Here is a 24923-nt window from a genome sequence, read left to right as displayed (position 1 = left end):
GTGTCGGCGACGCTCAGCGCGCCGGGACCGGTCCTCGTCCGTACGATCCGGTCGCCGGCCTGCACCCGCCCCTCCCGCACGACCCTCATGTAGAACCCGGGCCGGTGATGGCTCACCAGCAGCGCGGCCAGCTCGGGTTCGCCGAAGCGCATGCCGACGCGGTAGCAGGTGACGCGCGGCTGGGTGACCTCGAACTCGGCCTCGCCGATGCGGTACCGGTCACCGACGCAGACCTCGTCGTCGGGCAGGCCGTCCACGGTGAGGTTCTCGCCGAACTGGCCGTAGCCGAGGTCGTCGCGGCCGAAGTGCCGCTGCCAGTGCCGGTACGACTGGATCTGGTAGACGAGGACCGCCCGCTGTTCGCCGCCGTGGCCCGCGGTGTCGCCCTGGCCGTCGCCGTCGATGTTGAGCCGGCGGACCATCGCCGGGCCGACCACCGGGTACTTCCACACACCCGTGTAGATGGTCTTGCCCTGCCAGGGAACGTCCTTCGGCATGCCGACATTCACCGACAGCAGGGTGGGCACGGGGAACTCCTTCCCGCGGGGAATTTTCCCAAGGGACGACTGGTACGGCAGCCATCCCCTCCCATACTGGGGGTGCGGTCCCCGCCGCGCGAGACCGCACCCTCTCCGTATCGGTCTAGTTCCGTGCCGTGATCCGGAGCCTGATCGTCCGGGCTTCCGGGCGCAGCGCGAACTCGGGCCACACGTCCGGGCCGCAGGCCCGTGAGCCGAGCCCGTGCTGGTCCGCGTCGACGAACAGCCGGCTCGTCGTCGACTCCGGCAGCTCGAAGGGGTGGCCGGCCTTGGCGATCTCCTGCGGGGTGTGCCGGGTGAGCGTGAAGCCGGGACGGCGACCGTGCGTGTCCGGGAGGGCCTCGACGCGCAGCACTTCGGCGTCTCCGCTGGTCAGGACCAGTCGGCGCAGTTCGGAGCGGTGCCCGGTCTCCTGGGGGCGCGCGTAGTCGACCGAGAGGTCGCGGATGCTCGCGGAGAAACGGCCGGTGCGGGCCGCGCGCACGCTGTCGGGGTAGGACTCCAGCGGGCCGAGGCCGAACCACTCGGCGCCGTCGACCGGAGCCGTGCCGTCGGGCAGGTCGAAACGCACCCCGATCCGCGGCCACACCGTCTGCCAGCCGTGCGAGGGCTGGATCTCCACCCGCAGCTCGACTTCGCCGTCGCTCTCGCGCGACCACACGGACTCCACCAGCACCGACAGGGCCGAGTCGGCGGCCGACACCTTGTCGACCGTGCGCAGCGCGCCCGCGCTCTGCTCCACGGACACCCGGCGCGTGGTCAAGCGGTCGAGCCCGTCGCGATGCCACAGCTCGGCGTTGGAGACCCCGGAGACGCTCGCGTCACTCTCGTCGACCTCGCCCCACGCGCCCTTGTCGTTGTCGGTCGGCGCGCGGAACAGCTCCAACCGCGGTCCCGCTACGGCGCGTTCGCCCAGCTTCACGAGAGACCCGCCGACGAACTCGGCGACGCCCAGCGTGAGCGTCCCGTCGCCCGGCTGCCAGTCGAACCGGCCGCGGCCACCGGGAACAGGACGGCGAACCGATCGGTCCAGCTGGGCAGTTGCTACGACATGACCCTCGGGCGCCCAAGGGGTCGCCGTCGCCAGCACCGCGTCGATCGTCAGCCACGTCTCGGCATCCCGCGCCACCGGAATCGACGGCAGCGACACCCGGCCCGAGTCGCCCGCCGCGATGAGGGGGATCTCCAACTCCCCTGATTCCACGGCCAGTCCGTCGTGCTCGACCCGCCAGCGGAAGCGCAGGTCGGACGTGTCGGTCGTGTGCCGGAGGCTGGTGACCGCGACGGTGTCGCCGTCGAAGGCGAAGTGCACCGGCGCCACGACGGCCTTGAACTCGTGGAGGCTCGGGGTCGGCACGTCATTGCTCAACACCATGCCGTCCATCACGAAGTTGCCGTCATGGACGACCTCTCCGAAGTCGCCGCCGTACGCGTAGTAGGGCGTCCCGTCCGGAGCCGTGGCCAGGATGCCGTGGTCGCGCCACTCCCAGACGAACCCGCCGTGCAGGCGCGGGTGTCGGCGCACCAGCGCCTCGTACTGGTCGAACGCGCCCGGCCCGTTGCCCATCGCGTGCGCGTACTCGCAGAGCAGGAACGGCCTGGTGCGCTGCCGGGTGCCCTGCGCGGGTGTGCAGTTGAGCAGCGGGGCGCGTGAACCGTCGGTGCCGATCTGCTCGGTCTCCAGCACGGACGCGTACATGCGCGAGTAGATGTCGGTGTACTCGCCGGTGTAGTCGCCCTCGTAGTGCACGGGGCGTTCGGCGTCGCGGGCGTGGACCCACGCCGACATTGCGGCGAGGTTGCTGCCGGTGCCCGCCTCGTTGCCGAGCGACCAGATCACGATGCTGGGGTGGTTCTTGTCCCGCTCCACCGTGCGCTCGATACGGTCGAGATACGCCTCGCGCCAGGCCGGGTCGTCACTGGGATTGCCGACCCAGTCGACCTTGCCGAAGCCGTGCGTCTCCAGATCGCATTCCAGGATCACCCAGAACCCGAGCTCGTCGGCGAGGTCGAGCAGCCGGGGATGCGGCGGGTAGTGGCTGGTGCGGATCGCGTTCACGTTGTACCGCTTCATCAGCGCCAGGTCCGCGCGTGCGTGCTCCTCGTTGAAGACACGGCCGCGCTCGGGGTGGGTCTCGTGCCGGTTCACGCCGTGGAACACGACCCGGCGCCCGTTGACCAGGAACTGGTCTCCGCGGATCTCGACCGTACGGAAACCCACCCGCAGGGACACGGTCTCCGCGGCCGTCGAGACGGTGGCGTCGTACAGGCGGGGCAACTCGGCCGACCAGGGCTCGACTTCGGCGATGTCCACGGGAGCCACGTCGTCCGGCGTTGCCCAGACCTGCTCGACACCGAGTTCGGGGATGCGCAGGGTGACCGGGAACGCCGTAGCGGAGGCGACGACTTCAGCCTCGACCCGCCCGCGCCCGTCGTCGAAGCCGGTCCGCAGCCAGACGTCCTCGATGCCACCGGCCGGACGGGCGGTCAGGGTGACGTCGCGGAAGATGCCCGGCAGCCACCACTGGTCCTGGTCCTCGACGTAACTGGCCGCCGACCACTGGTGCACCCGCACCGCGACGACGTTCTCACCAGGGCGTACGGCGTCCGTCACATCGAATTCGTGGGCGAGCCGGCTGCCGCTCGCGCCGCCGATCCCGACGCCGTTGACCCACACGCGGAACAGCGACTCGACACCGTCGAAGCGCAGCACGACCCGCTCCGCGTCCAACCAGTCGGCGGGGACGACGAAGGTGCGGCGGTAGTCGCCGGTGGGGTTCTCGTCCGGGACGTACGGCGGGTCGATCGGGAACGGGAACTGGACGTTCGTGTAGATCGGGCGGCCGTACGCTCCGTCGCCCTCAAGTACCCAGTGCGCGGGCACGGGGATGTTGTCCCAGGCGTTGTCGTCGAAGCCGTCGCCCGCGAAGTCCTCCGCCGCCGACGCCGTGGGGGACAGGCGGAAGCGCCAAGCCCCGTTCAGGGAAAGGGACGGCGCGTCGGAGTGCAGCCACGAGCGCGCCGGGCGCAGGGCGCCATGTCCGGGTGCGAGGTCGTCAACATGGGGGGAGGACTCGGGAAGCAAGAGGTCACAACGCTTTCGTGGGTGCGGAACGGGTGCATTGCATTCGATCATGGCGGCCTACCGGAGCACGACGGTGCGGATCTCCCAGGGACCGAGGGCGAGTTCCAGCTCGTCCTGGACCTGAGTGCGGGAGATCGTGCGGCCGAGCAGATCGACGGTGACGGCCTCGGTGAACGCCCCCGTCACGCGGACCGTCGACGCGGTGTCGCGCATCGCGGTCAGCCGCACCTCGGTGCCGGACCCGTGCTCGTCGTCGATGACACGGCGGACGGCCGAGACGAGGACGTCCTCACCGTGGACTCTCAACCCCGTGGTGTCGGGCGGCAGTTGACGCCCGGCGGGCGCGGTCCCGCGGGTGACCAGTACGTCGTTGCGGAACTCCTCGGCGAGAGCGACCGCGTTCGCACCGCGCCAGCCGGTCGCCGAGGGGACGACCGCGAACCGGTTCTCGATCCGCATCCCGAGGTCTTGCGCACCGGGTACGGGGATCTCACTTGCCGCCGGTTCATCGCGCAGGGGGTGGATGTTGACACTGATCGAGCCGATCGCGCGCAGCAGCGTGATCGCGAGTTCGGAGCCGTCGCCGACGAGTTCGTACTCGCTGGAGTGGTCGAGCAGGACGGTGGCGGCACCGGCCGACACGAACGAACCGGCGGGGAAGGTCGGCAGCGGATACTCACCCCAGCCGCCCTCGGCGGTCAACCCGCGCTCGGTGACGGCGAATTGACCGGCCGACGCGGAGGTGGCCACCCGCTCGGGCAGCGGCACGTGGAAGCGCAGCCGGTGGTCGGCGGACTGGTTGAGGAAGGACGTGGAGACCCGCGCGAACGGCTCGCCCGCACGCACCTCCACGAGCGTGTCCACCGGCGTCGGCACGGTCTGTTCGCTGCGGAGATCCCGGTCGGCGGAGAGCGCGGCCGGCCATTCGTAGACGCGGGTGACCCGCAGCCGTGCGCGCAGCGGACCGTTCTCGACGACTTCGACAGCGATCTCCCTCGGCTCGGAGACGCGGACGTCGTGCGCCGGGGGAGCGTAGTTGTAACTGTCACCTCGGTCACCGCCGTCGACCAAGCGGCCGACTCCGTACAGCACGGTGCCGTCGGGCCCGGTCAGATCCAGGGTGCCGTCGGCGGCGACCGCGACCTCGACCAGGCCGTTGGCGAGCGCGCGGTCCGTCGCCGTGGCGGGCGCGTGCGACGCTACGGCGACGGAGGCGCGGTCGCTCGGCTCGACCCGGAAGGACGCCAGCCCGGAGGCGGGTACGTTCACAGGGACGAGTGCGGTGGCCCGGGCCTCCTCCAGCGTCAACACCCGCCACTCACCCGGATGTTGGGCTGCCGCTTCGGCGACCTCGCGGCGCAGGATCAGCAGGTCGAAGGGGCCGGCGGTCGGCACCTCGGCGAGGTGGAACACGAGGGCGCCGGGGGTGAGTTCGTAGTGGTCGATCTGGCGGCCGAAGAGTTCGCGGCGGTGGATACGGCGCAGGACGCGTTCGAGCTGCGAGGCGTCCATGCGCTCGTCGCTGAGGACGGTCGGGGCCTCGGAGATCAGCTGTACGGGGGCCGTCGAGCCGTCGGCGGCGGTCGCGAGCAGGTCGGTGCCCTCCGGCGGGGCCACGACGTCCACCTCGACCAGCACCGAGCGGTCGAACGGCAGCGGGTTGGCGACCAAGTAGCCGTCGCTCGGGACCAGTTCGGCGGGCTCGGTGAGCGCCGCGTCCCGTACGGCACGCGCGGTCTGTGCGGCTTCGGCGAGGCGGGCGGCGACCTGGTCGCAGGTCTCGTCGGTGCCGGAGCCGACCACCGAGTCGTGCGCGGTCGACTCGATGATCTTGTGCCAGGCGAGGTCCAGGAACGGCGACTCGTCGCGCGGGGACCACAGGGCGTTCATGCGCTCGGCGTGGTCAATCGTGCGCTCCGCGACGGCCATCCGCTGCTTCAGACCGAGCCGGACCGAGAGCACGCCGGGGAGGATGTTGCCGCGCACATGGCTGCGCAGCTCACCGGTGACGACGGCGGAGACCTCGTCGCGGACGTGCTTGCGGAGGTACTCGTCGAGGGTGGCGATGGTGATCGCGCGGCTCTCGCCGGCGGCTTGCCGTAGCCAGGAGGCGAGTTGGGGGTCGGGCGCGCTGTGGTCGGTGCCGGCCATCGCCAACACCGGGTCGCCGCCCCAGTGTTCGGCCGTCATCTCGGCGTAGTCGCCGAGCGCGCGGCCGATCCGGTCAGGTACCAGCAGGACGTCGAGGCCGTTGTCGTAGCCGTCGAAGAGGAATTCGGTACGGACCTGGGAGCCGTCCGGGGCACGCCAGTTGAAGGCATGGCCATCGACGGAGCCGGGGACTCCGCGCCACAGCGCCGCGTGCTCGATACCGGCGCGCGCCAGGATCTGCGGCATCTGCGCGACGTGGCCGAACATGTCCGGCAGATAGCCGATCGGCATCGCGCCGCCCAGTGCGGCCGCGGCGGCCCAGCCCATTTGTAGATTACGGACGATGGTCTCGCCGGAGCAGAGGAACTCGTCGAGCAGGATCAGCCATGGCCCGACCGCGAGCCGGCCCTCGCCGACCAGGGCCGCGACCCGGTCGCGGTTCTCCGGCCGCATCTCCAAGTAGTCCTCGACCGCGGCCATTTGGCCGTCGACGGTGAACCGGAAGTCCGGGTCCGCCTCCGCCGTCTCCAGCACGGTGTCGAGAGCGGCGACGAGCCGGTGCCGGAACACCTGGAAGGGCTCGTACCACTCCCGGTCCCAGTGAAAGTGGGGCACGAACACAGCGGGGTTGGGCATCGCGAGAGGCACCTTCTGTGCGGGGACGGTCACTTGAGGGAACCGGCGGCGAGTCCGGTGCGCCAGAACCGCTGGAGCAGGATGAACACGATGATCACGGGCACGATCGACACCAGCGAGCCGGTGATCACCGACTCCTGGAGCAGTGGGGCGCGGGCGGTCTGGCCGTTCCACTCGTACAGGCCGAGCGTGATCGGGAAGAGGGACTCCTTCTGCAGCATCACCATCGGCAGGAAGAAGTTGTTCCAGATCGCGACGAACTGGAACAGGAAGATGGTCACCAGCGAGGGCGTCATCAGCTTGAACGCCACCGAGAAGAACGTGCGGAACTCACCGGCGCCGTCCAGCCGCGCCGACTCCAACAGCTCCTGCGGCACAGCGGCGTTGGCGAAGATCCGCGCGAGATAGACGCCGAACGGGCTGACGATGCTGGGCAGGAACACCGCGAAGTACGTGTTGACGATGCCCGTCGCCGAGAACAGCAGGAACAGCGGGAGCGCCAGCGCGGTGGTCGGGACGAGGACACCGCCGAGGATGACCGAGAACAGGAACTCCCGCCCCCGGAAGCGGAACTTGGCGAGCGCGTAGCCGCACAGCGCGGAGATCAGCGTTCCCACGAGGGCGCCGAACACCGCGTAGATCACGGTGTTGACGATCCACTTGCCGAAGATGCCGTCGCTGCGGCTGAACAGGACACGCAGGTTCTCGAACAGGTTGAAGTGCGAGAACGCCAGGCCGTTGGTGGCGGCGAGGTCGCCCTGCGGCTTGGTGGCGGCGACGATCAGGAAGTAGATCGGCAGCAGGAAGTAGATCGCCAGGAGCAGCATCAGGGCCATCGCGGCCGTACGACTGACCTGGCTCTCGCGGTTCACGGATGGCTTGTTCATGGATCGGCCGCTCATGGATCGGTTGTTCACAGGCCGGCCCTCTTCGACGTCAGTCGCATGAACCCGAAGCTCAGGACGAAGGTGATGACGGCGATGACCACGGAGATCGCCGCGGCCTGCTGGTAGTTGTTCCCGGAGGCCACCGCGTAGGCGAGCATGTTCGGCGTGAACGTGCTGGAGATGTTCGAGGAGATCTGCCGCAGCACGGCCGGCTCGGCGTAGAGCTGGAGGGTGCCGATGATCGAGAACACCGTGGTGAGGACGATCGACGGGGCGATGATCGGGACCTTGATCTGCCAGGCGATGGTCCAGTTGTTGGCGCCGTCGAGCTTGGCGGCCTCGTACAGCTCCTGCGGGATCGACTGCAGCGCCGAGAACATGATCAGCATGTTGTAGCCGGTCCACAGCCACGTCGAGATGTTCGCCGCCGACCACAGCACGGCACCCGGGCCCAGGAAGTCGGGCTTGAGCCTGATGTTGTTCAACAGGTCGACGACGGGGCTGAGTTGGGGCGAGTAGAGGTACGACCACATGATCGCGGCGATCACACCGGGCACGGCGTACGGCATGAACGCGGTGATGCGGAAGACCGACTTGAGCTTCAGCAGGGGGGTGTCGAGGAGCAGCGCGATGACCAGGGCGACGAACAGCATCACCGGCACCTGCACGATGCCGAACAGGCCGATGCGCCCGACGCTGGACCAGAACTCGCTGTTCTGGAAGACCTTTTCGTACTGGTCGAAGCCGCCGAACGTCGTGTACGAGGTGCCGTACTGCCCGCCGGTGCGGCGGACGACGCGGACGCTCTGCCACAAGGCGTAGCCGACCGGCACCAGGTAGAAGAGTACGAACGGGAGGAAGAACGGGATCACGAACGCGAAGATGGTGCCCGCCCGGGGGCCGCCGCCGTTGAGACGGCGGCGGCCCCCGGGGGACTGCACCACGCGCGCCGCGCGCGTTGCGATGTCGGTCATCGCGCGGTCACTTGCCCGCCGCGGCCGGGATCGCCTGGTCCTTCATGGACTTCAGCGCGGCCGCCTGGGCTGTCGCCAGCGCGTCGCTGAGCGTGCCGTCACCGGCCGCCGCCTTGGCCATCGCGTCCTGGAGCGCGAGGTTCACCGTCTTCTGCGTGGGACCCCAGGCGAAACTGGTGTTGATCTTCTTGGACGAGTCGGCGAACACGTCGAAGATCTTCTCGTTGTCGTAGTACGGAACTCCCTTGGACAGCGCGGGCAGTTGGAGCCCCGCGTTGGCCGCCGGGTAGAGGCCGCCCAGCTGGTTCTCCAGCGCGAGGGCCTCCGGGTCGGTGTTCAGCCAGGTGTTGAACTTGACCGACTCGTAGAGGTGCTTGCTCCCCTTCATGAACGCGACGGTCGAACCGCCCCAGTCACCGGAGGCGCCGTTCGAACCCCACGTCGGCATCGGGACGATCGTCCACTTCCCGGCCTGCTTGGGAAGGTTGTCGCGGAACATGCTGTAGCCCCAGGCCGCGCCGACGTAACTGGCGATCTGGTCCTTCTGGTACGCGGCGTACATCTGCGTCGAACCGTTGGCGAGGTCGGTGCGCACGAGCTTGCCGGCGATCAGCTTCTGCCAGTAGTCGGCGACCTGCTTGCTCTGGTCCGAGGCGACGGTGACCTGCCACTTGTTGTCCGCGTAGCTGTACATCTGCGAGTTGTTCTGCCAGAGCAACCCGTTGAACCACTCGGCGTTGTTCGGGTCGAAGAACGTGATGTCGAGGTTGGGGTCCGCCGTGTGCAGTTTGGCCGCGGCGGCCGCGTACTCGGCCCACGTCGTGGGGATCGCGATCTTGTACTTCTTGAAGATGTCACTGCGGACGTAGAGCGCCATCGGGCCGGTGTCCTGCGGCAGAGCGAAGACCCCGGTGTTGCCGAAGCTGGTCTGCGACCAGGTCCAGGGCACGAACTTCGACTTGGCCGCGGTGGCCGCCGAGCAGGACGAGGCGTCCACGAACGCGCCCTGGGTGCGCAGGTTGGGCAACTCGTCGTAGCCGACCTGGGCGAGGTCCGGCGCCTTGCCCGCCTTGAGGGCGTTGCTGAGGATGCCGTACTGGTCGTTGGAGATGTTCTTCGTCGAGACCTGGATGTCCGGGTTCTTCTTGTTCCACAGGGCGACGACCTTGTCCATGCCCGGAACGGTGTTCCAGTACTGGAGGGTGATCTTGCCCTTCGCCGGTGCGCAGGAGGCCGCGGATGTCTTCGTCGACGGCGAGGACGACGAGCATCCGGCGAGTACGGCGACACTGGCGGCCACGGCTACGGCGCCGAGGCGGATGCGCGTGATTGTGCTGCTCATGGTTTCCGTTCCAGACAACGACTAGCGACGGTGCTAGGCGGCTCGATGGTGATCCCGAGGGCGGAGGCCTTCTGGGTGGAAGGGACGGGGGCACACCATTTCTCTGGGGTCTAAGAGCGTCCCGTGAGCGCTCCCGTGAGCGCTCACGGGACTGCCTGCAGATAGACCTCGACATGCATTTTGGAATGTTCGGAAGTCTGCGCTTCGGCGCGGGCGAGTGTCAAGACATTCGGACCGGACGCGCACGAGTGGCGGTCAGGCGGAGCCGCTCAGCCGCAGTTCGCCCCGTACCACCAGGTCGTCGGCGGCAAGCGCTTCCTCTCCCGAGAGCAACCGCGCGACCTGCTCGATGGCGAGCGCGCCGAGCCGGCGGGTGTCGAGGGCGACGCTGGTGAGCGGGGGCTCGACGAGCGCCCCGAGCTGCAGACCGTCGAAGCCGATGACCGCCAGCTCCTGCGGGATGCTCCTGCCGAGTCGGCGTGCCTCTCGCAGGGCGCCGATCGCGATGATGTCGTTGAACGTGAACACGGCGGTGACGTCGGGGTGGTCGGCGAGCAGTTGCCTGAGCGCCGATCCGCCGCCGTCGGCCGTCTGGTCCGCGGGGACCATCAGGCCGGCCTCGATCCCGTGGGCCGCCGCGGCCGTCGTGAACCACTCGTGCCGGATGCTCGGTTCGGCCCGGGTGTGGTGGTCCAGCATGCCGATCCGGGTGTGCCCCCCCGCGACCAGGTGGGCGACCGCGGCATGGACCCCCGCCGCGCCGTCGATCTGGATCGCGCTGAACCGCGTGCGCTGTTCCCGGCCGATGAGCACCACCGGCATGCCACGCGTGAACTTCTCCAGGTCGCTCTCGGGACAGCTGAAGTAGCCGATGACCGCGTCCACTTGGGAACTGATCACCTGGAGCGTGCCGAGCTCCTCTTCCGCCCGGTCCCCGGTGTCGTACACGACGACCTGCCAGCCACGGGTCCTGGCCGCCTCCAGCGCGGCGGCGGCGACCTCGGTGAAGAACGGGTTGAGCAGATCGGGGATCACCAGCCCGATGGTCATCGTGTCCTGGCGGACCAGACCCCGGGCGAACCGGCTCGGGCGGTAACCGAGCGCGCGGGCGGCGTCGAGCACCCGCTGTTTGGTGACGCTGTCGATCTCGTCCTTGTCGTTCAGCGCCCGTGACACCGTCTGCCGGGACACCCCGGCGGACTTGGCGACATCATTGATCGTGATTTTCCGGGGTTCCGTCCCCGTTGCCGACGGCACCACCATCGCCCACCTCCCGCTTCTCGCGAACGCCGGTGCGCGCGCAGAGCCCGAGTATGCATGTACGAGGGCGGACGTACGAAGCCACGACGGGAAGGTGGAGGACGATGTGTGTGGGCGTCGCGCTACTGGGACGGCACGGAAATCGGGGTCCGGGCGAGCGACGGAACACCGGTGGGATCGTCGAGCAGGGCGTCCCGGCAGGTCTGGAACGCGCCGCGCAGTGTCGCCTCGCCGCCGAGCACGCCGAAGGTGATCACCGGCTGCATGTCGGGCGCCAGGGCACGGCGTCCGGCGAGTCGTGCCTCCAGGCCGGGCATGAGCCAGGAGGCCCAGGTGGCGAGGTATCCGCCGAGGATGATCTCGCCCGCGTCGGTGACACCGGACACGCCGAGGACGGCAGCTCCGAGTGCGTGCCCGGCCGTGCCGAGCGCGGCGACCGCGTCCGGATCGCCCGCGCGCAGCCGTCGGTCCAGCTCGGCCAGCGCCGCCTCGCCGCCCTCCGACTCGGCTACGGCGTCCAACCCGGCCGCGTGGATGAGGGGTTCGGGGCCGATGTACGTCGCCAGGCAACCCCGTGTCCCGCAACGGCAGTCGGGGCCGTCGAGGGCGATCGGCACATGTCCGATCTCACCCGCCATGCCGTGACTCCCGCTGTGCACCCGGCCGTTGACGAGCAGACCGCCGCCCACTCCGGTGTCGGCCTTGATGTAGGCGACGGTGTCGGGGTGCTCGACGCCGTCGGCCGCGAGGGCGTGGTACTCGGCCAGCGCCGCCGTGTTCGCGTCGTTCACCACGTCAACAGGGCAGTCCAGAAAGGGTAGTTCGGCGACGACCAGGGCGCGCAGGTCGGTGCTGTGCCAGCCGAAGTCGATGGCGGCGGCCACCAGTTGGGAGGTACCGACAACCGGTCCCGCCATGGCCACGGCGAGTTGGAGGAGATGGGCGTGCGGCGCCGCCTCCCGTACCGCCGCCTCGGCCGACCGCACCACGCAGCCGATGACCGCGGCCAGGGCGCGCGGATCGCCGTACGGCGCGTGGTGGGGGGCCGACTCGCGGTGCAGGACGCGGCCTTGGAAGTCCGCCGCCATCACCTGCACGGACTCCAGAGTCACCTGCGCGGCGAGGATGACCACGCGCTCGGGGACCAGCCGCAGCAGACGCCGGGGGCGGCCTCGCCCGGCGGACGGCACGGACCCCGCTTCACACACCAGGCCGCGGTCGATCAGCTCCGTGACCAGCGCGGTGACGGTGGCGTGGACCAGTCCGGTGCCGCCGGCGACCTCGGTACGGGCGCACGGGCCGTGGGCGTCGAGGTACCGCAGCACGAGGGCCAGATTGCGGCGTCGTACGTCGGCGGAGTCGGCGGGGGCGTTCACGTCACCGATTGTGCCCCCGTATGACGGGATCAGGTCAGGGTGGCGAAGATATTTTTTTTCGAGCCTTGAAATAAAAAAATCGGCGTGGCCATACTCCCGGCACCGGCAACGGTGCCGGTCCGTCCCCGTGGAGGCGTCCTTGTCCGCTTCGACCTCTTCCGCCCCCGCCACTTCCCGTACGGACGACACCCTGGGCAGCTCCCAGGTGAACGTCCTGATGTGGTCGATGGGTGCGGGATTCGCCGCTCTCTACACCGCGTACGCCGGTCTCGTCGTGGTTCTGCTCCCCGCTCAGATCCAGAACCTCGACGCCGCGGCGAAGGAATCGAACCTCGCCCTGGTGACGATGACCTCCTCCATCGTCACGCTCTTCGCCCAGCCGATCATCGGCGCTGTCTCCGACCGCACCCGCGGTCGCCTGGGCCGCCGTACCCCCTGGATGCTGTTCGGCGCCGTCGGCTCGGCCCTCTCCCTGCTGGCCATCTCGCACGCCACCACCCTGCTCTGGCTCACGCTGATGTGGGTCGCCGTCCAGGTGCTGCTGAACGTCGTCCAGGCCCCGCTCACCGCCGTCATGGCCGACCGCGTAGCCCCGCGCCGGTTCGGCATCGTCTCCGCCTTCGTCGGCCTCGGCTCCAACCTCGGCGCCACACTCGGCGTGATCGTCGCCGCCCGCTACGCCGGTCGACTCGGCCTGGGCTACGGCGTGATCGCCGCGATCGTCCTGGTGGTGGTACTCGCGTTCGTCCTGCTCAACCGGGACCGGACCCGCCCCGAGCCGCCGGAGCCCTTCTCCTGGCGGGAGTTCCTCACCGGCTTCTGGGTCTCTCCGCGCCAACACCCCGATTTCGCCTGGGCGTTCGTGGCGCGCATGACGTTCATCCTCGGCTACTGGGGAGTCGCCACCTATCAGCGCTACGCCCTTCAGGACTACGTCGGCCTGGACGCCGACGCCGTGGACAGCGCCCAGCAGCTGATGTCCGTGCTCGCCCTCGTCGGCACCCTCGCCGGTGCGATCCCGGCGGCGAAGATCTCCGACCGCACCGGCCGCCGCAAGATCTTCGTCATCGGCGCGTCGGTCCTGCTCGCCCTGTCCATGGCCATCCCGCTGGTCAGCCCGACCCTGCCCGCGATGTACGCGTACGCGCTGGTCAGCGGCATGGGATTCGGTACGTACATGTCGCTGGACATGGCCCTGATGACCGAGGTCCTGCCCAAGGGCGCGGCGGCCGGCAAGGACCTGGGCATCCTCAACATCGCCACCAACGTCCCGCAGGCCCTGGGCCCGATCATCGCCTCCGTACTCGTCACCTCGTTCGCCGCGGGCTCCGACAAACTCCCGGGATACCGTGTCCTGTTCGCCTTCGCCATGGCCGTCGTACTGGTCAGCGCGCTGGCCATCCGGCCGATCAAGGGCGTCAAATAGCGGACCGAGTTTCGCCTCTACCCCGAACCCCCCACCTCCACAAGGAAGTTGCTCCGTGCCCCAGTCCGTACTCGCTGTCACGTCCCTGGGCCCTGTCCTCGGGACGTGGCAGCACACCACCGCCCACTTCCTCGGCATCCCCTATGCCGAGGCCCCCGTCGGCGACCTCCGCTTCGCCGCCCCCGTCCCGACCAAGCCGTGGACCGAGCCGCTCGACGCCACCCGGTACGGGCCCACGGCGCAACGCCGCCCCTTCATCCTCGACGGCTCCACGACCATCCCCGAGCCGTCGGTGCCGGGCGACGGGGTGCTGAACCTCAACGTCTTCACCCCGGACCCGACCCCGGGCGCCGATCTGCCGGTCCTCGTCTGGATCCACGGCGGCGGCTACGTCGCCGGATCCGCCGCCAGCCCTTGGTACGACGGCTTCGCGTTCGCCCGGGACGGCGTCGTCCTCGTGTCCATCGGCTACCGGCTCGGCATCGAGGGCTTCCTCCACCTCGACGACGCCCCCGACAACCGCGCCGTACTCGACTGGATCGCCGCGCTGACCTGGGTGCGCGACAACATCGACGCGTTCGGCGGCGACCCCGGAAAGGTCACCGTCGCCGGCCAGTCGGCGGGCGGCGGCGCCACACAGACCCTGATGGCGACGCCCTCCGCGCACGGCCTCTTCCGCGCCGCGATCTCCCAGTCCGGCGCCGTCAAGTCCCCCCAGCACCGCCGAGACGCTCTCGCCGTCTCGGCCCGCCTGACCGAACGCACCGGGGTCCCCGCCCTCGCCTCCGCCCTCCGCGACCTCACCGGCGCCGAACTGCTCGCCCTCCAGGACGCTCTGGCCACTCCCGAGGCGGGCCTGACGCTGGCGCCTTTCGCAGACGGCGAGTTGGTCCCGGTCCCGGTCCCCGACGCCTTCGCGAACGGCAGCGCCGCCCCTGTCCCACTCCTGCTCGGCTTCACACAGCGCGAGTTCTACCCGCCGCCGGGGACCACGCCAACACCCGTACCGGTCGCGGCCGTTGAAGCCATGCTGACCGGTCACGGCCTGAGGTCCGACGCCGTGACGATGTACACCGCCCTCCAGGACAGGGCGGACCCGGCACTCCGCATGGGCCAAGCCCTCACCGACGCCATCTTCCGCGGCCCGTCCCTAGCCCTCGCCGAGTCCCACGCCCATCACGAACTCCCCACCTGGCTCTACCACTTCACCTGGGGCAGCGCCGCCCACTGCATAGAGATCCCCTTCGCCTTCGACCTCCTGAACGCCGAACGCGTCACCGCGGCGACGGGCCCGAATCCGCCACAATCCCTGGCGGACGCGATGCACAGCGCCTGGGTCGCCTTCATACGCGACCTGGACCCAGGCCCCACCTGGCCCCGCTACACCAACAAGCGCCGCACGACGATGACTTGGGACACCGTCCCGCAGGCCCTCGACGACCCATTGAGCGCCGAGCGCCGTATCTGGACCACGCCACCGACCACACCCTGAAAACCCGGTGGCTGAACGGCCTTCCGGTCGTGACACGATCGGTCTCCCACCAGCCGAACGGAGGCCGAGGCCATGACCGGGGAAGAGGCCAAGGCGCGGCTCGGGCGACTCGCCAGGGCCCACGCCTACTGGCTGGCCGAGGAGATCACCGACGGCAACCTCGATCCGGCCACCGGCGCCGATCTGATCTGGACCGAGGTCGCCGAGGCGCTCGACTATCCGGACCCACTCCAGCCGATCGTCGACTGCGCGATCTCGCTCGCCGGCCAGGACGACGACCGGACCGCGTCCTTCGAGGCTCTCCGACTCGACGCACTCCAGGCCGCGAGGAACCTGCTGGGCCACCGCCCCGCACCGTGAGCAGCTGGATCATGCCTATGCTGCGCTGAGGTAGGGCAACGGGAGGCGTGTATGCACAAGCCCGGCATTCAGGTGCTGGTCAGGGCGACGGCGGCAGTGTCGGTGATGATCGCTGCGGCGGCATGCGGCGGTCATCAGGACCCGGCGGCGCCAGCCCCGTCCGCGACAGCCTCCCCGGATTCCTCCGTGTACACCGCCGAGTTGGAGAAGAGCGACCTCCCCTGGAGCGGCAGCCCCAGCCCGTACAACGCCCAGGTGAAACTCGACGACGGTCGCCGCGTGGCCCTGCACTACCTGCAGGGCAAGGGCCTCGTCGAGCAGCACTACAGCCCCCGGGCGAAGGCGTGGACCGAACCGAAAGTCATCTACCGCACCAGGACCGACGCGTGCCAGGGCATCCAACTGCGCACCAAGAACGGAACCGTTGCCGCGATCGCCGACTTCGGCTCCTACTGCTACGACGGCGAACCGCCGACAGAGTCCATCGCCGCCGTCGGCACCAGCAGCCTGGCCGCGTGGAGCATCAACGTCACGAAGGACTTCGACGGTTGGGAACGGGCCTCTGTCTCCGATGACGGGCAGCAGGTCGTCTTCGGGAGGGACGCCACACTCCGTTGGAGCCGGGCCGACGGCTTCGAACGGCAGTAAGTGGGCTTTCAGGCCGATGAGTTCGGTGGCGCGACCGCCGGCGGGGGTTGGCACGCGTCATGAACCCCATAAGCACGACGACACGACACCTGTCCCCGACTACGCCCCCAGAGAAAGGGCTTGCCGCCGTCGCCGAGAGGCTGGCACGATCGCTCCCTTCCTCACCCCGAGCAATGGGTGGCGGCCATCTAGGAGGTCCGGTGTCCAAGCGGTGGCTGTTCCTGTCGGCGGCCGCGGTACTCATCGTCGTCTCCCTGGCCCTGGTGCTCCTGCCCGGCCACAAGGGTGACGAGGACGTGAAGGCCGAGGCGGGAAGCGTCGCGGCCGAACCCTCCGCGACCAGCTCCAGTCCGGTGAACTCGCCCTCCGCGAGCGGTACTTCGACCGCCTCCGCACGGGCGACCGCCGCATCGAAGAAGCCGTCGGCGACCCCGTCCGCCCGCGCGACCACCAAGCCGGCCGCCACGGCGGCCACGAAGACCCGCCAACAGGCCTCCGGCACCGCTCCGTTGGCCGGACGCATCCGCCCCGGCGTCACCTACCGAGGAGTCGCCACCTTCTACGACGCGGACGGCGGCGGCGCCTGCCTGTACGACCCGAGCGGCGACGTCATGACCGGCGCGATGAACACCGCGGACTACGAGTCGTCCAAGGCGTGCGGGGCGTACGTGCTCGTGCACGCGGCCGGCGGCGCGACCATCACGGTCCGCATCACCAACGAATGCCCGGGGGACTGCGCCCCCGGCCAGATCGACCTCAGCGCACAGGCCTTCGCCAAACTCGCCGCCCCTTCGGCCGGCCGGATCCCGATCACCTGGAACCTGGCGAGCCCCAGCACCTCCGACACGATCTCGATCCGCTACAAGACAGGTTCCACCCGCTACTGGTGCGGCATCCAGGCGATCGGCCACCGAAATCCCCTGGCCCGCCTCGAAGTCGCCGTGGGCAGCGGCTGGCGTCAGCTGGAGCGCACCGACTACAACTACTTCATCTCCGAGGACGGCAGCGGCTGCGGCGGCGCGCTCAGGCTCACCGACATCTACGGCGAACAACTCACCGTCCCCGCACTCGCGGTGCGAGCGAACGTCACGCAGCCCACGCGGGTCCAGTTCGCCAAGCGCTGACCCGCTCGGAATCAGAGGGTGGGCACACGCAAGCTGCCACCGGCCATGGCCCGCCGCAACCCGGCCTCGTCCGAACTCCCGGGCACGGCCGTCAAGATGACGATCTTCAGGTCGGAATCGCCGTCCGTCAGGACATCGCAGTCCACGTCCACGGGACCGGCCTCGGGATGCTCGACCGTCTTGCGGTCCTCGCGGTGCGCGCCCACGGTGCCGCTCGCCCACAACCGCGCGAACGTCTCGTTGCCCGCGGTGAGTTGGCGGATCAGCTCCGCCAGGCGGACGTCCTGCGGGAAGCGGCCGGTGGCGCGGCGCAGGTCGGACACGATCGCGAGATCCGAGGCGGCACCGTTGCGCACCAGCACCGGCCACGAGGCAATGCGTATGTCACGTACGTCGTCGCCGGAACCGATCGGAAACCGCTCACGCGCGAAGTTCCGCTGCTCGGGCGGCTTGTCCGACGGGTCGCCGAGCAGCGCCGCCCACCCGGGGTTCCACCAGATCAGCTGCCAGTCGGCGGCGAACACGGCGACGGCGACGTCCCCGAGCCGGTTCAGCACCCGGTGTACTCCCGACGGCAGGTGATCGGGAACCGGCTCGCCGTTCGGCGGGACCAGCCCGGCCATGCGGTAGAGGTGCTCCCGTTCCACGGCGGTCAGTTGGAGGGCCCGCGCGAGCGAGGCGACCACCTGGGCCGAAGGCGCCGTGGACCGTCCCTGCTCCAGTCGCACCACATAGTCCACCGACATCCCGGCCCGCTCGGCGAGTTCCTCACGGCGCAGACCGGCCGCCCGCCGGGCCCGACCGGACGGCAGCCCGACGGCCGACGGGGACAACCGCTCCCGCCAGGCACGGATCGTCGCACCCAGCCCCAGATCGATCCCTTCATGCGTCGCCATGCCTTCCATCTTCCACCCTCGGCCCCTGGTCCTGGTAACGCCGTTCCTACGGTCGATGCGTCCCTGGCAGCGCACCCGCGCGGTGGGCACGATCGACGTATGACCAACACGTTCATCACCGGAGCCAACAAGGGCCTCGGCCACGAGACCGCCCGCCGCCTCCTCGCCCTCGGCCACACCGTGATCGTCGGAGCGCGCGACGAAGAGCGGGGCGCGGAGGCCGCCGCCGCGCTCGGTGCGCGGTTCGTCCGTATCGACGTCACCGACGAGGCCTCCGTCGCCGCAGCGGCGGCCGATGTCGCCGCACACGAAGGTGTCCTCGACGTCCTGATCAACAACGCCGGTGTGCATGGCCCCCACGGCGATCCCACCGACCTGACCGGCGCGGACGCGCTCGGCGTCTTCGATGTCAACGTCTTCGGCGTGGTCCGGACGATCACCGCGTTCCTTCCGCTGCTGCGCCGCTCGCCCGACCCGGTGATCATCAACGTCAGCAGCGGCATGGGCTCGCTCGCCATCACCCACGACCCGACGCGGATCGAGTCCTCCGTCGTCGCGCCGCTGTACACCGCGTCCAAGGCGGCCCTCACCATGCTGACCACCCAATACGCCAAGGCACTCAAGGACGTTCGCGTCAATGCCGCCGATCCCGGTTACACGGCGACCGACCTCAACGGCCACAGCGGCCCCCAGACCGTCACCGAGGGAACCGACGCGATCGTCCGGCTCGCGACCGAGAAACCCGGCGCGGGCTCGGGCCGCCTGATCGACCGCGACGGCCCGCTCGCCCTGGCCTGAACCTCACGCACCCTGTTCTGAACCCCACTCGCGCAACACGGCCGACACAGCTTGGTTTCCTTGGGTGCTACCGGCGGTAACAACTGTGGTGTCGCGGCACGTTCCACGTGTCGGGCACACCTCCCGCACCTCCCGTATCTGATCCGGAAGGCACCCCATGGAGAACTCGGCCCCCACAACGATCAGCAGACGAAGAGCCCTGACGGTGGCCGGCGGTGTCGCCGCCGGCGCCGCCCTCGCGGCACACGCGGTACCGGCGTTCGCGGCCGACACCTCGTCCGCCGACGCCATCGTCGTCGGCCACGGCCTCGCCGGTCTCGTCGCGACCGCCGAACTGGTCGCCGCAGGAAAGAAAGTGCTGCTCCTGGACCAGGAACCCGAGTCCAACCTCGGCGGCCAGGCGTTCTGGTCCTTCGGCGGACTGTTCCTGATCGACTCCGACGAGCAGCGGCTCATGGGGATCAAGGACTCCCAAGAGCTGGCCTGGCAGGACTGGTTGGGCACGGCCGGCTTCGACCGCGGCGTCGACGACCCGGCCGGCCAGGACTACTGGGCCCACAAGTGGGCCGAGGCGTATGTGGACTTCGCGGCCAACGAGAAGCGGTCCTGGCTCTACGGCCTCGGCATCCGCTGGTTCCCCATCGTCGGCTGGGCCGAGCGCGGCGGCGGCCTCGCCGACGGACACGGCAACTCGGTGCCCCGCTTCCACGTCACCTGGGGCACGGGACCGGCCGTGGTCGAGCCGTTCGAGAAGCAGGTGCGGGCCGGGGTCGCCGGCGGCAAGGTGACCTTCAAGTTCCGGCACCGCGTCGACGAGATCGTCCGCACCAACGGCGCCGTGACCGGCGTGCGCGGCGCGATCCTCGAACCCAGCACCGCCCAGCGCGGCAAGGCCACCTCCCGCACCGTGGTGGGCGACTTCGAGCTCAACGCCCCTGTGGTGATCGTTACTTCGGGCGGCATAGGCGCCAATCACGATCTCGTACGGCAGAACTGGCCGGCCCGGCTGGGCAACCCGCCCAAGACCATGATCACCGGTGTGCCCGCGTACGTGGACGGCCGGATGCTCGGGATCACCGCGTCGGCGGGCGGCCGTATCGTCAACCCCGACCGGATGTGGCACTACACCGAGGGCCTCCGGAACTACGACCCGATCTGGCCCAACCACGGCATTCGCATCCTCCCGGGACCGTCGTCGATGTGGTTCGACGCCACCGGCAAGCGGTTCTCCGCCCCCGACATGCCGGGCTACGACACCCTCCACACGCTGGGCTCGATCACCGCCGGTGGCTACGACTACTCGTGGTTCGTCACCACGAGCAAGATCATCGCGAAGGAGTTCGCGCTCTCCGGCTCGGAGCAGAACCCGGACCTCACCAACAAGGACATCCTGATGCTCCTCTCGCGCATCTGGCAGACGCCGGAGCCGATCGAGAAGTTCAGGAAGAACGGCGTCGACTTCATCACCGCCACCACGCTCTCCGAACTGGTCCTCGGAATGAACAAGTTGACCGGCGACGGCCTGATCAAACTGGCCGACCTCCAGCGGCAGATCGAGGCCCGGGACCGGGAGATCGACAACCCGTACTCGAAGGACGCCCAGGTGATGGGCATCCGCAACGCCCTTTCCTACACCGGGGATTCACTCAGCCGCACGGCCGCGATCCACAAGATCCTGGACCCGAGTGCCGGACCTCTGATCGCCGTCCGCCTCAACATCCTCACCCGCAAGACCCTCGGCGGCCTCCAGACCGACCTCTCGGGCCGCGTTCTGGACGCCACCGGTACGCCCATCCCCGGTCTGTACGCGGCCGGCGAGGTCTCCGGCTTCGGCGGCGGGGGAGTCCACGGCTACCGCTCGATGGAGGGCACCTTCCTCGGCGGCTGTCTTTTCTCCGGCCGCCAGGCGGGCCGCGCGGCGGCTGCCGCGATCTGAGTGCTACGGCCGTTCGCCGTCCGCTCGGCAACTCGGCCGGTCTCGGACCGAGTTGCCGAGGGGAGCGGGACTATCCCAGGACGATCGGCAACTTGTCGTCCAGTGAGCCCAGTTGAGCTCTCTCCTCGTCGGTCGGAGCGCGCCGGCCGGTGCCGACGAGCAGTGCGGCCGTGTCGGAGAACGGCGACGGGAACGCGGACCCGGCGATCCGCTCCAGCAACTCCCGTGCCCCGGCGAGCACTTCAGTCGACGGACCCGCCGCGTGCGGGAGATGTGCGACCAGGTCGAGGTGGTGCAGGGTCCACTCAAGGACGTACGCGGAGAGGTAGTCGCCCGCGGTGAGAACCTCGTCCTGCGTGCTCACCCGCAGGTCGGGGTCGGCGAGCCGGGCGGCGCGGCCCGCGGCCGAACCCACGTCGTCCAGATGGAACTTGAGCAGCCAGGGCTCCTCGTACGCGGCGGCCAGTCGCACGATCAGCGCGTCGAGCGGGTCGTCGCCGGGGGGCGGTGTCTGAGTGACGGTCCAGTAGGTCACCGCGTCGCGGGTCGGTTCCGTGTCGGCAGGCGTCACGAGGGTGATCAGGACGTCCTGGGCGTCGATGACCAGATGACAGACCAGGTCCCGCACCAGCCACCCGGCACAGCCCGACGGCCGCGCGAAATCCTCGTCCGCGAGGTCGGCCACCGCCGCGAGCAGCGCGGTCCAGGAACGTGAGAAGAGATCCACGTCGGCAAGCTAGTGCGACGCCGGCGCGGGCTGCAACCAGCGATGGTCGAGCGGACCGTGTCACGCGATCCTGCGGTGGATGTCCGCCAGCAGGTTCCGCATGGCCATGCGGAAGAGCTCGGCCTGGTGGTCGCCGAGGAAGGACGTGTGCCCGAACACCTCCAGGGCGACGAGGCCGTGCAGGTGCCCCCACGCGCTCATCAGCAGAGCGGTCGCGGGGGCGGGCAGATGCCCGTGGCCGTAGTGCGGCAGTTGTTCCAAGTAGGCCTGGAGCGAGGGTGAGAGCACGGGGACGTCGGCCGCGGCGAGTTGCTCCGTGCTGAACCCCTCGAAGAGTTCGCGCTCGAAGATCTCGCTCATGCGGCGCGTGGCCTGCGTGGTGGGGCCTTCGGCGGGTGCCACGTAGTCCCGCAGCGGTGTGCCGTAGAGGAGCTGGAAGCGCTCGGGATGGGCGATGCCCCAGCGGCGGTAGCCCTCGGTCGCGATCACCAGGCGGGGTAGGTCCGGCTCGTCCGACGGGGTGTCGACGGCGGACTGCACGGCATCGGCCAGGTCGTCGTACGCCTTGGTGACGAGCGCGGTGACGAGGGCGTCCCGGCTCGGAAAGTAGTGGTAGAGCGCCTGCACGGTCATGCCGAGGCTGCGGGCCACCGCTCTCAACGACAGGGCGGCGGGCCCGTGTTCGGTGAGGTGGCGCTCGGCCGCGTCCACGATCTCCTGGGTGGCGGCGGCCCGGCGCCGTTCGCGCAGCGAGGGCGGTGCTGTGGTGCGTTCGTCGACGGCCATGCGGCGACCGTACGACGCCAACTCCTCTCGTGCGCCCCGACGTTGCAAAGTGTGAGGAAAATCTAACACTGCCAAATCTTCTTGCTCCTCACTAACGTCGTGCACGGCGACGAAGAGTGCCCCGTTGATCAACTCCGGCTGTTTCGCGCCTCTTTCACCGTATGGACATCAAACGTATGGATATCTAAGGAGAACGGGCGTGTTTGAACGCATAGCCGAACTGGCCATCCGCCGCTCCCGGCTGGTACTCGTCGTCGCCGTCGTGGCTGTGGCCCTCATGGGCGTGCTGGGCGCCGGCGCGTTCGCCAAGTTGCAGGGCGGCGGCTACGACGACCCGGCCTCCGAGTCCTCCCGGGCCGCGAAGGCCATCGACCGGAAGTTCGGCGGGGAGACGAATCTGGTCCTGCTGGTCGGCGCTTCCGAAGGGCGCGTCGACACCCCGGCCGCGCGGCGGAGCGGCCGGGACCTGGTGGCCGAGCTCAAGAAGGACCAGCACCTTGAGAACGTCATCTCGTACTGGGACACGGGCAGTTCGGACCTCCGCTCCAAGGACGGTCGCGACGCCATGGTCCTCGCCCATGTGAAGGGCGACGACACCGAGCGGGACGAGAACGCGAAGAGCGTCATCGACGCCTACGCCGGGACGTACGAGAAGACACTCACCGTCCGGGCGGGCGGCGGCGCCGCCGTGACCAGCGGGATGGGCACCCAGTCGGGCGAGGATCTCGTCCTCGCCGAGTCCATCGCCGTGCCGCTCACCCTCCTCCTGCTCCTACTCGTCTTCGGCAGTATGGTCGCGGCCCTGCTGCCGCTGGCGATCGGAACCATCGCCATCGCGGGCACGTTCGCGGAGCTGTACGTCCTCGGCAGCGCCACCGACGTCTCCGTCTTCGCGATCAACCTGACCACCGCGCTGGGTCTCGGTCTCGGCATCGACTACGCCCTGCTGATGGTCAGCCGGTTCCGCGAGCAACTCGCGTCAGGGGCGAGCGTGGACGACGCCGTCCGGCGCACGGTGAGCACCGCGGGCCGTACGGTCGCGTTCTCCGCCGCGACCGTGGCGGCCGCGCTCGCCGCACTCCTGGTGTTCCCGCAGTACTTCCTGCGCTCGTTCGGCTACGCCGGTGTCGGTGTCGTCGTCATCGCGGCCGTCAGCACCCTGTTCGTCATGCCGGCTCTGTTCGCCGTCCTGGGCCACAGGGTCAACGGCGGGCGGCTGCCCTGGGCGAACCGCACGCGTTCCGCCACCCGCGCACCCCTGTGGGGACGGCTGGCCGCCACCGTCATGAAGCGGCCCGCGCTCACCGCGCTGCCCGTCCTCGCGGTCCTGCTGGTCGCGGCGAGCCCGCTCCTCGGCATCACCTTCGGCACCCCGGACGAACGCGTCCTGCCCGAGAACGCCGAGAGCCGCCAGGTCTCCTCCGTCCTGCGCGAGAAGTTCAACGGCAACGACGACTCCGCCCTCCACATCGTCATCGACAAGCCCTTGAGCAAGGCCCCGCTGGAGTCGTACGCGACCGAACTGTCCGGGCTCAAGGGCGTCGTCCGCGTCGAGACCGGCACGGGAACCTACGCCGACGGACAGCCCGCGGCGACCGCCCCCGGCAACACCGCCCTGGCGCGTCCCGACGCGCAGCAGCTCAACGTCGTGAGCACCCTGACGCCGAAGTCCGATGCGGCCCAGAGCCTGGTCAAGGACGTGCGGGCAGTCACCCCGCCCGCCGGAACACACCCTCTGGTAGGCGGAGTCGACGCTGTACTGGTCGACTCCAAGCACTCCGTCGGCAGCCGGCTCCCGCTCGCCGTGGCCCTGGTCGCCCTCACCACCTTCCTCCTGCTCTTCCTCTTCACCGGCAGCGTCGTCCAGCCGCTGCGCGCGCTGCTCCTCAACATGGTCAGCCTGGGCGCGACCCTCGGCGTCATGACCTGGATATTCCAGGACGGCCACTTCTCCTCCGTGCTCGGCTTCACGGCCCAGCCCATGGACGTCTCCATGACCGTGCTGATGTTCTGCATCGCCTTCGGCCTCTCGATGGACTACGAGGTCTTCGTCACCAGCCGGATCAAGGAACTCCACGACCTCGGCGAGGACAACGAGTCCGCCGTGACCAACGGCCTCGGCCACACGGGACGCATCGTCACCGCGGCCGCCTGCCTGCTCGCGGTGAGCTTCTTCGCCTTCGGGACGGCCAAGCTCAGCTTCATGCAACTCTTCGGCCTGGGCAGCGGGTTGGCCATCCTTATCGACGCCGTCGCCGTACGCGGCATCCTCGTCCCCGCCGCGATGCGCGTGCTCGGCCGCGCGGCCTGGTACGCGCCCGGGTTCCTGCGCAGGTTCCACGAGCGGTTCGGTCTCAGCGAGGGCGGTCCCGCGCCCGCGCCGGAGCTCGCCACCGAGCCGTCGTACGGGAAGGACTCGACGCAGGTCTGATCACGCGAGACCGCGGGTAGCCAGCGAGATGTATTAGCTCTAATATGAT

At 69.5% G+C, this 24923-nt stretch carries 19 protein-coding genes; 8 read left to right on the top strand and 11 right to left on the bottom strand.

Features of this window, described 5'->3' with window-relative positions:
• From AC31A1_RS00930 to AC31A1_RS00895, 8 genes are all read right to left on the bottom strand, one after another.
• Nucleotides 1-527: MOSC domain-containing protein (locus tag AC31A1_RS00930; RefSeq protein ID WP_489651314.1), on the bottom strand; the 527-nt coding region annotated here is incomplete at its 3' end.
• Between the two features lie 115 nt (nucleotides 528-642).
• On the bottom strand, nucleotides 643-3624 hold the full coding sequence (locus AC31A1_RS00925; protein WP_489651313.1) for a glycoside hydrolase family 2 TIM barrel-domain containing protein: 2982 nt from the start codon (nucleotides 3622-3624) through the stop codon (nucleotides 643-645).
• 57 nt (nucleotides 3625-3681) lie between these two features.
• Nucleotides 3682-6411 carry a glycoside hydrolase family 38 N-terminal domain-containing protein gene (locus tag AC31A1_RS00920; protein WP_489651312.1) on the bottom strand — a complete coding sequence of 910 codons (2730 nt, stop codon included), beginning with the start codon at nucleotides 6409-6411 and terminating at the stop codon, nucleotides 3682-3684.
• A gap of 29 nt (nucleotides 6412-6440) precedes the next feature.
• Complete coding sequence (locus AC31A1_RS00915) at nucleotides 6441-7298, bottom strand: carbohydrate ABC transporter permease (protein ID WP_489651311.1); 858 nt, start codon at nucleotides 7296-7298, stop codon at nucleotides 6441-6443.
• 26 nt (nucleotides 7299-7324) lie between these two features.
• Nucleotides 7325-8272: a carbohydrate ABC transporter permease gene (locus AC31A1_RS00910; RefSeq protein WP_489651310.1), complete on the bottom strand. Its 948-nt coding sequence runs from the start codon at nucleotides 8270-8272 to the stop codon at nucleotides 7325-7327.
• Nucleotides 8273-8279: 7 nt separating this feature from the next.
• A complete protein-coding gene (locus AC31A1_RS00905; protein ID WP_489651309.1) occupies nucleotides 8280-9614 on the bottom strand; it encodes an ABC transporter substrate-binding protein in 1335 nt (444 codons plus the stop codon).
• A 255-nt stretch (nucleotides 9615-9869) separates the two neighbouring features.
• On the bottom strand, nucleotides 9870-10877 hold the full coding sequence (locus AC31A1_RS00900; RefSeq protein ID WP_489651308.1) for a LacI family DNA-binding transcriptional regulator: 1008 nt from the start codon (nucleotides 10875-10877) through the stop codon (nucleotides 9870-9872).
• A gap of 119 nt (nucleotides 10878-10996) precedes the next feature.
• The gene (locus AC31A1_RS00895; protein WP_489651307.1) at nucleotides 10997-12250 is read right to left on the bottom strand and encodes an ROK family protein; all 1254 of its coding nucleotides are present in this window, start codon (nucleotides 12248-12250) and stop codon (nucleotides 10997-10999) included.
• A gap of 139 nt (nucleotides 12251-12389) precedes the next feature.
• On the opposite strand from AC31A1_RS00895, the gene AC31A1_RS00890 reads away from it, so the two are divergent.
• The 5 genes from AC31A1_RS00890 to AC31A1_RS00870 all read left to right on the top strand — a co-directional run bounded on the left by AC31A1_RS00890 (nucleotide 12390) and on the right by AC31A1_RS00870 (nucleotide 17300).
• Nucleotides 12390-13676, top strand: coding sequence for an MFS transporter (locus AC31A1_RS00890; protein ID WP_489651306.1), 1287 nt, complete (start codon nucleotides 12390-12392; stop codon nucleotides 13674-13676).
• 55 nt (nucleotides 13677-13731) lie between these two features.
• Entirely contained in the window at nucleotides 13732-15168 is a 1437-nt protein-coding gene (locus tag AC31A1_RS00885) for a carboxylesterase/lipase family protein (RefSeq protein ID WP_489651305.1), read from the top strand.
• A 72-nt stretch (nucleotides 15169-15240) separates the two neighbouring features.
• Complete coding sequence (locus AC31A1_RS00880; RefSeq protein ID WP_489651304.1) at nucleotides 15241-15528, top strand: hypothetical protein; 288 nt, start codon at nucleotides 15241-15243, stop codon at nucleotides 15526-15528.
• A 51-nt stretch (nucleotides 15529-15579) separates the two neighbouring features.
• Nucleotides 15580-16176 carry a hypothetical protein gene (locus tag AC31A1_RS00875; RefSeq protein WP_489651303.1) on the top strand — a complete coding sequence of 199 codons (597 nt, stop codon included), beginning with the start codon at nucleotides 15580-15582 and terminating at the stop codon, nucleotides 16174-16176.
• A gap of 200 nt (nucleotides 16177-16376) precedes the next feature.
• A complete protein-coding gene (locus AC31A1_RS00870; protein WP_489651302.1) occupies nucleotides 16377-17300 on the top strand; it encodes an expansin EXLX1 family cellulose-binding protein in 924 nt (307 codons plus the stop codon).
• Between the two features lie 11 nt (nucleotides 17301-17311).
• Here AC31A1_RS00870 and AC31A1_RS00865 read toward each other — a convergent pair whose 3' ends face one another.
• The gene (locus AC31A1_RS00865; protein WP_489651301.1) at nucleotides 17312-18205 is read right to left on the bottom strand and encodes a helix-turn-helix transcriptional regulator; all 894 of its coding nucleotides are present in this window, start codon (nucleotides 18203-18205) and stop codon (nucleotides 17312-17314) included.
• A 90-nt stretch (nucleotides 18206-18295) separates the two neighbouring features.
• Here AC31A1_RS00865 and AC31A1_RS00860 point away from each other — a divergent pair, with 90 nt between their 5' ends.
• Both AC31A1_RS00860 and AC31A1_RS00855 read left to right on the top strand, forming a co-directional pair.
• On the top strand, nucleotides 18296-18994 hold the full coding sequence (locus AC31A1_RS00860; protein WP_489651300.1) for an SDR family NAD(P)-dependent oxidoreductase: 699 nt from the start codon (nucleotides 18296-18298) through the stop codon (nucleotides 18992-18994).
• Between the two features lie 157 nt (nucleotides 18995-19151).
• Nucleotides 19152-20930 (top strand): FAD-binding dehydrogenase, encoded by a 1779-nt coding sequence (locus AC31A1_RS00855; protein WP_489651299.1) that lies wholly within the window; start codon nucleotides 19152-19154, stop codon nucleotides 20928-20930.
• Between the two features lie 70 nt (nucleotides 20931-21000).
• On the opposite strand, the gene AC31A1_RS00850 is transcribed toward AC31A1_RS00855, so the two are convergent.
• Both AC31A1_RS00850 and AC31A1_RS00845 read right to left on the bottom strand, forming a co-directional pair.
• Nucleotides 21001-21657, bottom strand: a complete 657-nt coding sequence (locus tag AC31A1_RS00850) for a maleylpyruvate isomerase N-terminal domain-containing protein (RefSeq protein WP_489651298.1) — start codon at nucleotides 21655-21657, stop codon at nucleotides 21001-21003.
• A gap of 60 nt (nucleotides 21658-21717) precedes the next feature.
• Entirely contained in the window at nucleotides 21718-22443 is a 726-nt protein-coding gene (locus AC31A1_RS00845; protein WP_489651297.1) for a TetR/AcrR family transcriptional regulator, read from the bottom strand.
• Nucleotides 22444-22642: 199 nt separating this feature from the next.
• On the opposite strand from AC31A1_RS00845, the gene AC31A1_RS00840 reads away from it, so the two are divergent.
• Nucleotides 22643-24874, top strand: a complete 2232-nt coding sequence (locus AC31A1_RS00840; RefSeq protein ID WP_489651296.1) for an MMPL family transporter — start codon at nucleotides 22643-22645, stop codon at nucleotides 24872-24874.
• Nucleotides 24875-24923: the final 49 nt, after the last annotated feature.

This window comes from Streptomyces sp. P5F9, assembly GCF_057961495.1.
Note: the sequence above shows the minus strand (reverse complement) of the source record. Positions and strands in the feature narration are given on the sequence as shown.